This is a genomic window from Afipia dichlorophenoxyacetatis (assembly GCF_055386385.1).
The window spans coordinates 1,194,189-1,208,274 of the sequence record NZ_AP029250.1 but is presented as its reverse complement, the minus strand read 5'-3'; the positions used below and the strand labels follow the sequence as shown (position 1 = coordinate 1,208,274).

Here is a 14,086-nt window from a genome sequence, read left to right as displayed (position 1 = left end):
AACTCAAGCAATCGATAAAATTCCAGTGTCCAACCAATAGCCCTGGTCATTGTCCAGGGTATTGAAAATCAGTTCGACCTTGCGGGAAACGTCTCTCCCATTGGCGTCGATAGCCTCCGCAATCCTGAAGTCTTCCTTCATTGATTCCGATTTGATCAGCGCATCAGCGTCATCCTCGTCGACGAAACTGTCGTTCGCCCGCTCAAGCGTCAGAGAAAGAGGCATCACAATCTTTTCGTTGTCCAGGCCTGGCCGCATCCGCAACCGGTAGAGCGGAGATGCGATCCATCGCTCCAGCGGCAGCTGGCGATAACCGAGACGCATGAGTGTGAAGAATTTGAAAGTCGGTCGCTGATCCTCTGTTCCCTTTTTGTCGAGATCGACATTGTTGAAATAGACATTCTCAGCAAACAGCCGCCCATCATTTTCGATCTTGCCGATAAACTTCGCGGTGGATCGCAAACCAAGCCGGTGCGTAAAGATCGTGAAGTTCGGCAGCTGGCTTTCGGCCAGCACGCAAAGCATCCCTCCAACCACGGTCGTTGTTTTTGGATCTCCGATCCGACGGTTGTCCGCACTTCGAAATGGATACCAGTTACCGGCCTGATATTGATGCAGCGGCACGACGCGATCCGGGGACACCGCAAGTTTGTTAGTGATCAGATTCACCAGCGCCGGCAGCCGCGACGGGCGTCCTGAAAGCAGCACCACATCGCAGTCGAACTCATGAATCGCTTCGCTGAGATTATCGATCGCAACATCGAGGACGCTTTCGACAACCTGCTCGACAATGTCGAAGTCAGCGGTAAAGTTGCATTCGGTCAATGCGAACGTTGCCGCGCCGCGCCGCTTTGCCGGTCCCTCGAGAAAATCGAGAAGCCGCTTACTTGGCATCGCGGCCTCACCCGCACCGGCGCCGCCTTGCACGAAGAATTCCTTGAAGTTGCGGGTAGGACCAAGACTGGCTACGCCAATTTCAGTCTCCGCATCGGCGAGGATACGCAGCGCGATCGGCTCCAACACCCGCAACACGAATTGCCGGCGCAGGTGAATCTCCTGAATAGACATTCCAGGGCGATCGCCGCCAAATCGTTCATTCAGGAAATTGCGGGGATCGGGATCTCCCGCTTCCTTCAGGCTCGCCTCGATCGTCGGAATCACAATCCGCTCCACGACGCCTTTAAGGATGTCATCGCCGGCGATGCGGAAACCTTCGCGGAAATTCTGGACCGGCTTGATCGCGGTATCTTCCCGATAATAGGTCGTGATCATCAGGTCCGTGGTGCCGCCCCCGACATCGAGGGACGCAATGCGAACCGACGGCTCGGGCTTTGCACCCGGAAGCGGTCTACTTTCCGCATCGGCATAGGGCCGTTCCTTGCCGACCAGCCCCATGAAGGCTCCGATAGAGCCGGAAAGCTTCTTATGGATTTCGCCATACAGGTAAACGAACTGCACGCAGCTCGCTTCATCCCACTCCACCTTGACTTGAGGCTGAACCATTCCCGGCGGCGGGTTCTCATACCACCCCATCAGCTGCCAGACGAGCTTGATCGCTCCCTCTGTCCGCGAGCGTAGCAGCCGTTGTTCCTGGACCGACATCGCCGGTGGAACAGTCATGATGATACGACGAAGCTTTCGCGGCGAATCCTTGCTTTTCCTGCGTTCGCGAACAGCAGCATTGTTGATCATCGACATCGCATGGGCGACGATTTCGGCCATCATGAACGTGAAAAACGAGGAGCGTGAGTAGGTCAACCGCGTGGCGCCGACGCGATCGTCATTTGCAACACGAAACTTGTAGCGCTTGCTGTCGCCTTCGAGTTGCTGCAGCACATCGCCTTTCAGATTGACGAATTGGCGAAGCGCTCGATCGATGATCGGTGCAGTGCCGCCACGACCGTAGTCGCGGTCCTGAAATTTCCAATCCTGGGTGACCGGCCGTGTATCGCAAAGATAACGCTTCGGGCTCGACAGACCGGTGGTTGCCTCGTTGCCCTGCGCCGCCTGGCGATATCGGGCGGCTTCCGGCCCGATCCGCACGGGACTCGGCCAAAAGAACGCGCGGCTTCGCGTCGATCGTTGCGAAAGTTCGTAAGATCCGAAATCGGCGAACGACAGCTCGACGTGGCTCTCGAACGGTTCGCTGTAGACTTTCTCGGGCTCTGAAAGATCGCGCAATGCCAGGACGAGTGAGTTGTTCAGATCCGAGTTGTCATCATTCGGATGCGACTCGATCAGGATGCCGCAAGTCCGGCTGTTTCCGACGTCGAGCACAAGGTCAACCCAAACTGGCTTGACGTTCGGATCGGCCGAGACTGTGTCGATGAGGCGAATAGCGCGGGGTCTGACTGCCTGGGCCAGATATTCCAGGAAGACCAGATAGTGTCCGTAGTGCTCAAGCGGTTTGAGATCTTCCTCTCGCAGCGGACGGCCTGGCCGCTGTGCCGCTTTGTAGTCGCGAAACATCTGATCGAGCCACGCCGGCACCCAGTCCTGAGAATAGTCCTGCTCACCATCGTCAGTTTGTCCAGGGGCCGCGCCAAGGAACCAGGCGATGTCGCGATAGCGATAAGCGAACTTGAATTCGTGCTCATTCGCGGAATCGTCCGGAGACAAAGCGGCATAGGGACGATTGGGGCGCCGGTCCATCAGCTCGGTGTCGAACGCGAAGATGACGCGGTGCGTGATCGTGCTGTCCGGCTTTCGATCGGGATCAGCGACGACGCGGACACGTGCCCAGTTGGTCGGTCCCGTATCGAAATCCTCTGAACCGTCTGCGGCGGCTTTCACGCGCAGCATGGGCACCGGCACCCACTTTTCAAGAAAGACCGCAAGCGCGACCTTCTCGTTGATGCTGTACTCCTCGTCTGTGGGCTTTGTCGGCTCTTCATATTGGTCGTCGTCGTCCGACCACGCGGGGAGCAGATGATACCTCTTCTCTTCGCCTGGCGCGGACTCGACAGCACGTTCGATAAAACGCCTGTTGAGCCGCCCGACCTTGTCGATGTTGAAGGCATATTCGACGAATTGGATGCCGCTGTGTGGCACGAGCTTGATGCTGTTTCCAAATTCAACGATGTCAGCGAGCATTCGAACTTACCCCTACAACGTCGCTAGGGACGTCAAAAGTGAAGACTGTATCCTGATCGGTGTCGGTCCCAGAATTGTGCACGTCAGAGAGCGTACTAGCCTTCTCCTTGACGGTGACTCCGTTGACGCGCAACACAGCCGCAAACGGTATCCCTGGAAGCGTCTCCTCATGTCGGTGAAACAGAACGACACTGACCGTATAGCGACCTGGCGGCTGCGGAATGTCATTCCAATACACGTGCTCGATATAGTCGCTTCCCGGCGTGCCGCCTTTGCCGGCATTCAAATCTTCCGTCAGCACGCCGCCACAAGCCGCTTTTTGCTTGTAGGAGATGATTTCACCATTCGGGCAATGGACGTGCAGGTCCAAATCAGGCCTCCCCTTCCACGCAACCGTCAGTTCTATTTTTCCACGCGGCGGGTGAATCTGTTCAATTATCCGATCTAGATCCGGCACGGTCCTCGGCGGTTCAACCGTCTGACGAATTGGCTGGGGTGCAGGCGCGGGGCACGTTTTATCGCACTGTGCGATCTTCGCCGCGACAATCAGTTGTTTCTGCCGGATGGACGCTTCAATGGCTTTGGCTGCATCGTTGATCGACTGCAGATCCGGATTGCCTGCGGCCGGGCACTGACTTGGCAAAAGACGCAACATAAAGGCCGGCCAATTGGACAAGCCAAGCGCACACGCGTCCAGCAAGCGCAGCCCGCTCAATCCCAACAGAACCACAAACGCCGACCAAAGGGCCGCGGCACCCCACCAGCGCCAGCCAGACCTCCGCCGGCTGTTCGCTACGGGAGCCGGCGGAATGGTGTTGGTTGGCTGTTCGTTTTCAGTCTGTGTCTTTGTGGCGCCTGCGGACGCCGCTGATGCGGACGGCGACGTTGATGAGACTGTTGTGGGCCACGACGGCGGCGGCGGAGCCGATCTTGCCTTTCCGGAAACAATGCTGCCCGACCCGACCCCGGAGCTCAGGCCCCCTGCCTGCTTCCGATATCCCCAGTTCACCAGAACCGGGCGATCATCGACCAGAAACACCTCCCGATCATCGGGAAAGATCAGCGCATCTTGCAGCAACTTTGCCAGTTCGCGAGAGACACCACCGGCCGCAATCAATTCATTGCAGAGCACCTCGATGTCATAAACCAGCGTCGCCACACGGTGCTCGACCAACGGGATCAGCTCAGGCGGCAGAGACGACAGGGCACGGACGGTACCGGCGCCCTTGACGTACCACGCCGTATCTTTGCCGCCGGCGCGGTTTCCGCCGAACGGCACTGGCTCGGCAAACAAGAATGCATGATCGGGCGATAACCGCGCTTCCAGCAATGAGCGCAGCTGATCATATTGACTGGCGAGCTTAAGGTTGGTCGGCTCCAAACCTTGACTGCTCGTTTCCGTGACTTTTGTCGTTTCCGCCATGGCCCCCTCGCAAAATTACCGGGAGGGCGAAGGAGCAGCGGCCGCGGGGGTCGCTGCGGCCGGCGGCTGTGGAGCCGGGGCCGGAGGCGTTGCCGGGGTCGCGGTTGCGGCCGGTGGCTCCGCCGCAGCAACGACTTGCGGCGTGCATTCATTCGTGACCACGCGTGGGCTGCCCCCGGCGCGCTCGATAAAGGCTTTGATGCCATCGCTGCCGAGCGCGTAACGCCACATCACGCTGTCATCGTTGCGGCCGAAGGTGTTGATGCCAACGACTCGCCCGCAAAGATCGACGAGCGGACCTCCGCTATTGCCGTGAGAGATTTCGGCACCATGCACGACCAACGTCACCCCCGCCGCGCTCTGCTGCTGCACGTGATTAACGGGGCCGACAGTCATGACTGCGGACAAGTCACGAGCTGCGGCGGCGTCCCCCTGCATCAGCCGCCGATAGGTCTGATCGGTCCGCATCGCAACCCCGGGATATCCCACCGCCACGACCTGCTGAAGAACCGGCGGGATATTCGCGATCTCGAACGGCTTTGCCGCTGCCTGTGGCGCGACCTTTAGCACCGCGAAATCCTGCAGATCGCCGTCGCCGGTTCGCACGACATCGGCTTCAATGATGCCAATCACGCTATTGGCGACGCGAACTTTTCGGTTGTTTTCCACGACGTGACGATTTGTGACCAGAAGATCCGGCGCCACAAAGAAACCGCTGCCGCTGGCATCTGGCGTGATCACCAAAACGGTCCCTGCGTTCACGCGGGACGAAAACGCCGAGGGCGGGGTGGCTGGTGCAGGTGGCGCGCCCGGCGCACTGGGAGCCGGAGGGACTGTCACCCGCACATTATCCAGCGACGGTGGGACAACCGGAGCCGTCGTGTTGGTATTGATCAACGCCGGGCACGGAGCCAGAAGGGCATCGTCGAGCTTGCGGCGCTGGTTCTCGAGGCTACTAACCACCTGGCGGGCCGTCGCGATGGCTGCTTCCGACGCTGGCGACGAATCCGACGGAAACGCAAGCACGCCGGGGATATACAAGATGCCCAACAGGAGGGCCGCCAGCGATGTCGCAATAACGGGCGCTGTCAGTGAGGGTCCACGCCGGCCCGTCGCCGGGACGGGGATGATGCCCGGCGCATTCGCGCTGGTGGAGGAAGCCGTCTGCTGACCGGGACCGTGCTGGCCTTGGCTCTCCGAAGACGCAAAGTTTCGTGCCCACTCTGTCTGGCTCGCCGGCGGAAGCCCAAAATCGGGGAGATAGGGTGCTAAAGTCGAGCTGAAGTGCTGCGCCCGCTGACGATCCCCGCCCTGGGACGCCTGTGGCAACATCCCCCAATCGACCAGGACTGGCTCGCCGCCCACGCTGACGATGCCATTCGGGTCCGCGATATTGAGAGCTGCGGCAACCAGCGGACCATATTCGGGATCGAACGAGAGCGGCCGCAAGGCGGCAAGACGGGTGGTCAGCACCCGTTGAACAGCCAGGGCTGAGCTTGGGTCCAGCTCAACGAGCGGCCGCGCGATGCCATCGTAGCGCGTGTACCAGTCCACCCGGGCCGGTGCTTTTCCGTTGCCGTAGGAAATATGCGGCTCGGCAAACAGCCCGGCAACTTGCGCGCCAGCTCGCTTGGTCAACACCTCGACCAGTTTGGCGTATTGATCGATGACGTACCCGTCGTTTGTTTCCGCCAGGCGGAAACCCACAAGACTTCGAGTCCCCACGAAATACTGTGCGACCGGCTCCACTTTTGCCTCCCCCGCCCCTTAATGCCTGAAAATACGATGAATTACCCTCGCAATGCGAGAGAAACGAACAAATGAGCGCGGCTGTCTTGACCCATTTGGGTTAAGCAGCCAGCAAATTCATAAATCTTGGACAGCCCCCCGTCGCGATCGCCCTGGCACTTTACGAACTTTGATTGTCAATTTGAACTTGCCCCATTGAAATTCGAACATTTTGGGCGAGCCCATCCCCTCTCACAATAGCCAAGAGACGGCCCTCAGCACCACGAGTGTTTCTCGCGCTTAGCCCAAGTGGGCCAAGACACTCGTCCCTCATCCGAGCCTCGATATCTTCGCGGGCGTCCATGATCTGAACGCGTCTCCAATTGTTCGGCGAAAGAACGATGCGGTGATCATCCGAAGAAAATGGGGGTGACTGCAGGAATGAAGATTCGGAGTGGAAATTCGCTTTCGTCGACTATACGAATGACTGATTATCAAAGGCCAGAAATTATTGGGTGTCTCTCATTTGCGCGTCGCTCCAACCCTCGCGACCGCCTTTCACGTAAAGACAATGTCATATTCTGATCTCGGCACTGACCAGCCAATCGGGACATAGGCGCCATGCGCAACTTAAGTCGTCGCTGGTGGATATCCCTAGCCTTGTGGTCAGCCTTCACGATCCTGTCGGGCTGGATCGGAGTCCGCTTGCTCGACGCCTGCGCGTTCGGTGCCACAGATTGGCCGGCGGTCGTTCGCCGTTTCATGCCAAACAGGTGCTTCACAAAGGCTCCGGATCTGCAGGCAGTCAACGACGGCGCAAAAGCGTTGCAGGCGGCGATCTGGCAGAAGCAGCTGGTTCTGGCGGCGAAGATCGCCCAGTGCGAAAAAACCTGTCCACCAGCGCCCCAGCAACGCGCCCAAACGGAGGGCGATATCGCTCGCGACGTGGCTCGAAAGCGCGGCGCAAACGCAGGCAAGCTTCAGATTACGCTGGCCTGGCATACGAACGACGATCTCGACCTCCAGCTCTCATGCCCGGACGGATGGCTCGGTCAACGTCTCCCGGTATCCCGCCAGAACTGGGGACAATGCGGTGATGGAAAAATCGATCTCGACGCAAACAAGAAGATGATCACTTCCGTGACGAACCCGGTCGAAAATGCAGTTTGGGTTCAAGACATTCCCCAAGGCTTCTACAGCGTCGGTGCCGATGCTTTCATGATCAAGAGCGAGTCTCCAGTCGAATACTTGATAACAGTGAAGCTCGACGATGAAGAGAAAACCTGCACAGGGATGATAGAAAAGAACACCTCCGAGGTGCTGCTCCGCTTCCGACCTGAACACCCTCTTCCCGATTGTGATCGGAAGGTCAGTACGCACATCGCTTGTGATCATTGTGCAAAAAATTAATTTGCGCCGCGTGCCTCGCTGCGAGCGTCGCGTATGAAATGATCTCTCGCAGCAAAATCACGGCTTAGCTCATTTGGGTCATGCGAGGCTCTGCACGTCTGCGATACTGCTGGCTCTCGCACGAAAAAGGGGCTCTTCAATGAACCGGCGGCTTCGGAATTCGCTTGGCGCTCTAATCGTATCCACGAGCGTGGCAGGTCTTACTTTTTCTCCGGCGCGCGCCGACTGTTCGTCTGAGGAGCAGTCGATCCAGGCAGAGATGCAACAGATCAGCGCCCAAAGCAGTAGTCTCGGTATTTGCGGCGCGTCGCGTGCGATCATCGGGCTTTATGAACGTGCAGCAGCTTTCCACCGCAGGTGTGTTCCAGGGCCAGCAGGTCAGGCACAGGCGAACGAATATGAGAGAGGGGCGGCGCAGGCGCGCGCGACAGCCGCGCAGGCCTGCAACTAAACGCATTTCCAGCGGGACAACCGTGACATGCGGCAACTAGCACTCACGAGTGTGATCAGCTTGGCCGCTATCGTTGGCGCTGGCGGAGTTGCGCAAGCCTCCGACTGTAATTTCTTTCTTGGGCAGATCGATAACTTAAAAGCCGCCTGCGCCTCGGGCTCTTATTGTGCAGATCTGGAAGCGTTCAAGCAACGAGCGCGATCCGAAGGATGTTTGGCTGATGACAACTCATCGGGTGAGGTCTCGCGAACCCCTCCACCAGTCGCGGTAGTGAGGCCTCCTCCGAGGCCTCTGCCATCCTCCTCCGATGATCGGAAGGCCGATTGCGCCGCCATTCCCACGGATCTCGAGGCCTACAAGACAATCGTCGCTCTCAAGTATTCAGCCAAGCTTCGGGCTCTTAATGAGGGTCTTGATATGCTGCGGCAGCAACGCGCTGAGTTGGAGCGCTCCTTCCGTTTTGAAATCGGCAGCCCGGGAAGCGCGCGAGAGGCTTTCACCTATATTGCAGCTGCCACCAAAACCACCGCCGATTTGATCACTGGTATTGCAGCGATTGCTCCACCAGAGCAGCTCGTCGGCGCGACCTACCGCCTCTACAAATGGAAGTTCACTGAAGAGCAAGTCTACAAAGCTATCTCCAGGGGCAAGACCGCTGCTGATGTCATTAATGAAGATGCCACCCAGGCAGCGATCGACATAGGCCTTGCATTGGATGATGCCAACCCAGTGCTTGCGGCTGCCAGCGCCCTCAACGATTTCCAGAAGAACGTGAGAGAGCTCATGGACATGCCCGCCAAGTTCGATGAGGCGCGGCGTGAATATGCACAGTCGCTTCGGAACCTCGACACACAGATTGCGGCTCTGACGAGCAAGATCAGCGCTGCAAAATCCTCAAGTATTCAGTCCGGCAGCGAAGCGTTGCTCAAACGGTACACCGATATCCGCGCTATGTGCCTGGCCGCGCAAGGGGCAAGCAACGGACCGGAGTTAAGCCGTCCATAGGGTGGGTGCATGGGGATCAAGGCTCGATTACCCTAGCATCTCGGTATCGTGCGAAAGCGGCTTCGACTAAGCAGGGCCCCGGCCATATACCTAATCGCTGCGCGTTTTACCGCGGATACCGGTTCGTATTGTTGGGACGTCGGGAGCGAAAACGGCGCACGATCGCTCACTCCGCAGCAAGCGGATCGGCCTTATGGAGTATCACAGCGAGCCCCGGATCGAACCGATCCAGCCAGGGTTCACGGGCCAGCACCGCTTTGGTGTGTGCGTACCCTGCTTCCCAGCGACGCTTGATGCCCCCTGGACTAAAATCGATGTCCTTGGTGTGATCATCGTGATCTAACGGCGGCGCGAGTAACTGAACGACGTGCATACGGGTCTGGCAACCGTGGCTCAGCAAATCCACGATCTCCGCCTTATTGCGTTCATCATCAGGTAATCGCGAAGCGAGTTCATTGATGATGTGCCGCAATTGATGCGTCTGCTGTTGGCGAGTAATCTGGCTCGTGATCCGGCTAGAATACTGAATATCTTTCTGGCGGTTGAGCACATCAGCCATCGTGCTCGGCTCGGTACCTACTGGATTCCATAGGTGTACGGAAAATATCACCGAGTCTTTTCTCGGGCTGTCATCAAATACGGCTTCGGTGGGCGTATTTGAAAGGATGCCGCCGTCCCAATAAAGTTCTCCATCGATGCGCACCGGCGGAAAGGCCGGAGGAAGAGCTCCTGATGCCATTATGTGCCTGACATCAAGCCTATTGTCGCGCGTATCGAAGTAACGCATCCGACTCGTCCGCACGTGCGCGGCACCGACTGTGAGGCGCAGTGCGCCGCCATTGACTAAATCGAAGTCCACCAATTCGGAAAGAGTGCGCTCAAGCGGAGCCGTCGAATAGTAGCCGGCGCGGTCGGCGCCCAACCGAACTGTGTCCCCGACATGCGCAATCGGGTTCGGCGTGAAGAAGCCGGGCACACCTTGAGTTATTGTAGTCCAGTGCGACCAACGCGCACCAAGTCCGAAAGATGCACCTTGAAAGCTCCAATGCGGAGCGCGTTGAACGCGGCTCCAGAATTCATTCAGCTTCTCAAGGCGACGCTTCGGCTCATTTCCGGCGATAAGGCCGGCATTGATGGCACCAATCGAGGTGCCAATTACCCAATCAGGCTCGATCCCCGCCTCCTGCAAAGCCTGATAGACCCCGGCCTGGTAGGATCCCAGTGCACCACCGCCCTGAAGCACTAAAACGACCTGACCTGGTAGCCCTCTTCGGTTACTGGACTCGAGGGCGGAATCATTTGTCGGTCGCATTTGAAACCTCATTCAGTGTATCCGGGCCCGTTCAAGAGCCGGTGCTGCTCTCACTCGCCTAACGGCGGCTACTCCTGATCGATAGCCGTCATTTCAGCAACCACGACAGATAATGAGCTTCGCCTTAAGCTTTTCATCCAAACGCTGTTGTTCAATCTCGGACGATGACAATTGCGCGTTGGCGCCGATATCCCTCGCCCGAGGCTGATGATGACCAACCGGTGCCGGCCACGGCTTCCGGGTGGGATTTCGGCTTGCAAGATCGTTACGGGAAAGATGCTGCGCGCTGGCGCCATTCTCTTCCGCTGCAATGTTCGCTTGAGTATCAGCCACCACCATGGTCGATGCGCTGTTACGGTCCGCAGCGAGTACTTGTGCCGCCGATCCAACGATCAGAGCGACCGCAATCAGGGCTGCGCCGGCGTTGTGAGAGCGAGATGAAATCCGAGACATGGTGACATTCCTTGGTTGAAAGAGGAAACGATCGATAGGTCTCACCATAACGCGTCATTTGACATCATTAATGCCATAAAAACCCAATAAAATGCCCAATCGTCTCACTTCATCCGCCAAGCTTAGGTGTTGCTATTGCCTTCACTTGATATCGCCTTGGCGCCAAGAGCCTGATTGGCCAATCGACAGCGGCGTAACTGCTAGCTTTTGAGTGCACCTTGAATGCAACATCGCGGATGCGAAACTCCGGCGAGATTGAATTCGTTCGTAGACGCACACACAAGCGACAGCAGGACCAGGATCGTCGCTAACGTTCGTGGCCGTGAAGCGCGTTGTGCTGTCGGTTTAGAACGCAAACTGAGTGCGCATCGCCACTGCGTCGAACGTCGAACCGGTATTCACCGTCGAGGTCGGCGATGCCTGTTTGGCGATATCACCGTGCAAATAGTCCAGCATGAAGCGGAGGTTTCCGTTGACGTACCAATTCAGGGCCGCCGTGTAGACGGTCTGCCTGCCGCCCGCCACACCTGTTGCGGTCGCAAGCTTGTCATTGAGGTCGATCGTCGAGAAACGACCCGCGACTTCCCACGCGCCCCAACCGCCGCCTTGAAGCGAGAATGGGTTCGCCGGCTTGACGCCGTTATATGCGGCAGTTGATGTATTGTAGGTGCGTGTTTCGCCGGTCAACACGTAGCTCGCCTGCGCATAGCCGCCCTGGAACTGCAGGCTTGGTGCACCGATTGGGGCCAATCCCGTCGAAGCATCACGGTCGACGTTAAACCAATAGTATTCGCCCTGGAAGAACAGAGGCCCGTACGTGCCCGCAGCTTCGACGCCATAAACCTGCGCGCCCGATGTGTTCGCGATTGCGTTAGTCGAGATCAGAGTGGTGGGGTCAATCCGCAACTCCGGGCGATCGCTCAGCGACACTGTCTGCGCATTGGTCACAAAATTACGCGATGGCTGCACCAGCCACTCGGCGTTGGCGCCGATATGCAGCGAGTAATCCTTTCCACTGACAAGTTGGCCCGCGACGCGAGCCACAGCACCATACTGTTCAGTCGAGCCATTTGGCGTCGCGCTAGATGCAGAATGAATGGCGCCAGCAGTTGGACCGGTGACATAACCACCTACCCAGAACGCATCATTCCACCAACGCGTACCGAAGGTCGAGCGAAAGTCGCCGGCGGCAATATTGACTGCGATGACCTGAGCTGAGGAGCGCTCCATGAACGTGATGTCATTTGAGCTCGTGGCTTCGTCGATCGTCCAAGGCAAGTCCATTATACCGCCCTCGATCGCCATCTTGCCACCAAACGGCTTGAGACCGGTGTAGCTTAGATAGGCATTCTCGACGCCCGAAACGCCGCCCCCCGGAAGAGACCCTGCCGCTGCACCGCCAAAGCCGTCGGACGAGCCGCCAAAGTCATAGATCAGCGCAAAATTCCAGTCGTTCAAGAATTTGCCGATGACGCCGATGCGCGCGCGGCGCAGGTTGTCACCAGAGTTAAGCCGCTGCGGCGAAGTCGCCGCCGTATTGGGATGAAAGTCGTACCCGCCCACGTCCCAGTGTACCCGGCTCGTGATCCCGATGCAGTTCTCGCCGTCTGCGGTGCAGATGGTTGGTCTGTTGTTCGGCATCGACACAACCGCGCCAGACGATACCGCTGGAGCTTTCGTCGATATGGCGGCATTGGCGTTAGCGATCGCTGTCTTTGCTTCGGCTCTCGCCTCTGCTTTTGCTTCGGCCTTAGCGCTCGCGGTTGCCACTTTATTCGCGGTTGTCTGTTTCTGGAGTTTGTCGAGCTTGCTTTCAAGCAGGTGCAGCTGCTGCTTCAAAAGTGCGATCTCGGCATCGCTGCTCCCAGCGGTCTCTGCGTGCGCTTGCTGAATCATGACCGCAGCGAATACCGTTGCCGCGAGCAACGCAGCAGGAGCGAAGCGATCGATATGCATTGGAGACTCCGTTTTAGACCGTCTATGTCAGAACTCATGGGCCATACTTGAGACGACGTCTGCAGAGCTATTTGAGCTGTGCTCCAATAGTCTTCCTATCGCGCGTCTTGCCCGTCGATCATCTCCTTATCATCTGACGACCTGCTCCGTTTGTGCCGAAAGCTTATCGATTGGATAACTTGGCGTTATGCAGCACTCGCTGTCGCACAAGAGCTAAGATGCCGCGCAGGTTAGCGGGTCAGTCGAATGGCAGCGTAGATCGTTATGCAGATCGTCACGAACCCGAGCCAGGCGTACGTCCACAACATCGGCATACCAATAAGAATCAGTCCGGTATTTCCGCCGGGAATTAAGCTTGCACCGGCTCCCATCAATAATCCGCCCGAGAAATGCCTGACAAACTTGGACGGGTGAGGAACACCTGGCTTGATCCGATCTGCGGTCCAGCCACCGATGATCGCGCCAACCACGAGTGCAGAGGCAAGCAAAGCCTTGGGTACCCAGTCAGTGCTCTTTCCTCGCGCAAGATCGGATAGAAAGTCCGCATAATCCCAGTTGCCGATAAAAACGAAGGCCGTAAAAAAAGATAAGCCGATGATCGTGGTGGCCACGTGCGGCAACCATATATAATCAAGTATCGGGCGATTGAGCTTCTTGATCGCGATACCATGCGCAGCAAGTCTCGCGGAGATAAACAAAAGGGCAGCTGGGACGCCGAGCATAGAGGCAGCGAGAGCAATAGACGGTCCATCGAGCCGGGTAACCCAGACCACCCCGGACATCACGAGACTTCCCACAAACAGACCAACCGGCGTAGCTATGTAAGCCCACTCGCCGTTACCGAGGTGCGCTATCGTCCCAAAGAGGCACGCGCGATTCACAAAAGCGCCGAGCCCGAAGAGGATTCCACCGGCGATTGTCGAGCGGCCGGGCTCATAGCCAGGTGGCACGGACGGCAAAACACTAATCGCATTCATGAGAAGAAGTCCGGCCCCTACCCAGAGGGATGCTTCCAAAAGTGCCAGCAGCCGAGTGAACCGCCGCCTTTCTACGATCTCCTCGATCGCTGCTACGGCACAGGTGCCACCGCGCTGGTTGGCGAAACCGACAATTCCGGCGGCCGCAAGAGCGATGAAAAAGGAAGATATGCTCATCTAGCTGCCCCGACCTGGAAGTTGTTTTCCAATGTCTGTTCTCGCGCTGCCGGTCGCTTTATTGCGCTTTGAAGATTTATCTGTTCCGCAGACCCTCCTGG

At 57.8% G+C, this 14,086-nt stretch carries 10 protein-coding genes; 3 read left to right on the top strand and 7 right to left on the bottom strand.

What is annotated here, in order from left to right; genetic code table 11:
* Positions 1-3: 3 nt before the first annotated feature.
* From ACZ5C3_RS05605 to ACZ5C3_RS05595, 3 genes are read right to left on the bottom strand one after another with little or no spacing between them, the layout of a single operon-like run.
* Positions 4-3,093: a virulence factor SrfB gene (locus ACZ5C3_RS05605; RefSeq protein ID WP_464044594.1), complete on the bottom strand. Its 3,090-nt coding sequence runs from the start codon at positions 3,091-3,093 to the stop codon at positions 4-6.
* Entirely contained in the window at positions 3,083-4,516 is a 1,434-nt protein-coding gene (locus ACZ5C3_RS05600) for a hypothetical protein (protein ID WP_464044593.1), read from the bottom strand. The genes ACZ5C3_RS05605 and ACZ5C3_RS05600 overlap by 11 nt, the downstream gene beginning before the upstream one ends.
* A gap of 15 nt (positions 4,517-4,531) precedes the next feature.
* Positions 4,532-6,265 carry a trypsin-like peptidase domain-containing protein gene (locus tag ACZ5C3_RS05595; RefSeq protein ID WP_464035911.1) on the bottom strand — a complete coding sequence of 578 codons (1,734 nt, stop codon included), beginning with the start codon at positions 6,263-6,265 and terminating at the stop codon, positions 4,532-4,534.
* Positions 6,266-6,865: 600 nt separating this feature from the next.
* Between ACZ5C3_RS05595 and ACZ5C3_RS05590 the strand changes: the two genes are divergently transcribed.
* The 3 genes from ACZ5C3_RS05590 to ACZ5C3_RS05580 all read left to right on the top strand — a co-directional run bounded on the left by ACZ5C3_RS05590 (position 6,866) and on the right by ACZ5C3_RS05580 (position 9,110).
* Positions 6,866-7,654: a hypothetical protein gene (locus tag ACZ5C3_RS05590; RefSeq protein ID WP_464044592.1), complete on the top strand. Its 789-nt coding sequence runs from the start codon at positions 6,866-6,868 to the stop codon at positions 7,652-7,654.
* Positions 7,655-7,793: 139 nt separating this feature from the next.
* Positions 7,794-8,105: a hypothetical protein gene (locus ACZ5C3_RS05585; protein ID WP_464035908.1), complete on the top strand. Its 312-nt coding sequence runs from the start codon at positions 7,794-7,796 to the stop codon at positions 8,103-8,105.
* 417 nt (positions 8,106-8,522) lie between these two features.
* On the top strand, positions 8,523-9,110 hold the full coding sequence (locus ACZ5C3_RS05580; RefSeq protein WP_464035906.1) for a hypothetical protein: 588 nt from the start codon (positions 8,523-8,525) through the stop codon (positions 9,108-9,110).
* Positions 9,111-9,276: 166 nt separating this feature from the next.
* On the opposite strand, the gene ACZ5C3_RS05575 is transcribed toward ACZ5C3_RS05580, so the two are convergent.
* The 4 genes from ACZ5C3_RS05575 to ACZ5C3_RS05560 all read right to left on the bottom strand — a co-directional run bounded on the left by ACZ5C3_RS05575 (position 9,277) and on the right by ACZ5C3_RS05560 (position 13,985).
* Entirely contained in the window at positions 9,277-10,434 is a 1,158-nt protein-coding gene (locus ACZ5C3_RS05575) for a patatin-like phospholipase family protein (RefSeq protein ID WP_464035904.1), read from the bottom strand.
* 81 nt (positions 10,435-10,515) lie between these two features.
* Complete coding sequence (locus ACZ5C3_RS05570; protein WP_464035902.1) at positions 10,516-10,875, bottom strand: hypothetical protein; 360 nt, start codon at positions 10,873-10,875, stop codon at positions 10,516-10,518.
* 345 nt (positions 10,876-11,220) lie between these two features.
* The gene (locus ACZ5C3_RS05565; RefSeq protein ID WP_464035901.1) at positions 11,221-12,831 is read right to left on the bottom strand and encodes an OprO/OprP family phosphate-selective porin; all 1,611 of its coding nucleotides are present in this window, start codon (positions 12,829-12,831) and stop codon (positions 11,221-11,223) included.
* Between the two features lie 230 nt (positions 12,832-13,061).
* Positions 13,062-13,985, bottom strand: coding sequence for a YeeE/YedE thiosulfate transporter family protein (locus tag ACZ5C3_RS05560; protein ID WP_464035899.1), 924 nt, complete (start codon positions 13,983-13,985; stop codon positions 13,062-13,064).
* Between the last annotated feature and the right edge of the window lie 101 nt (positions 13,986-14,086).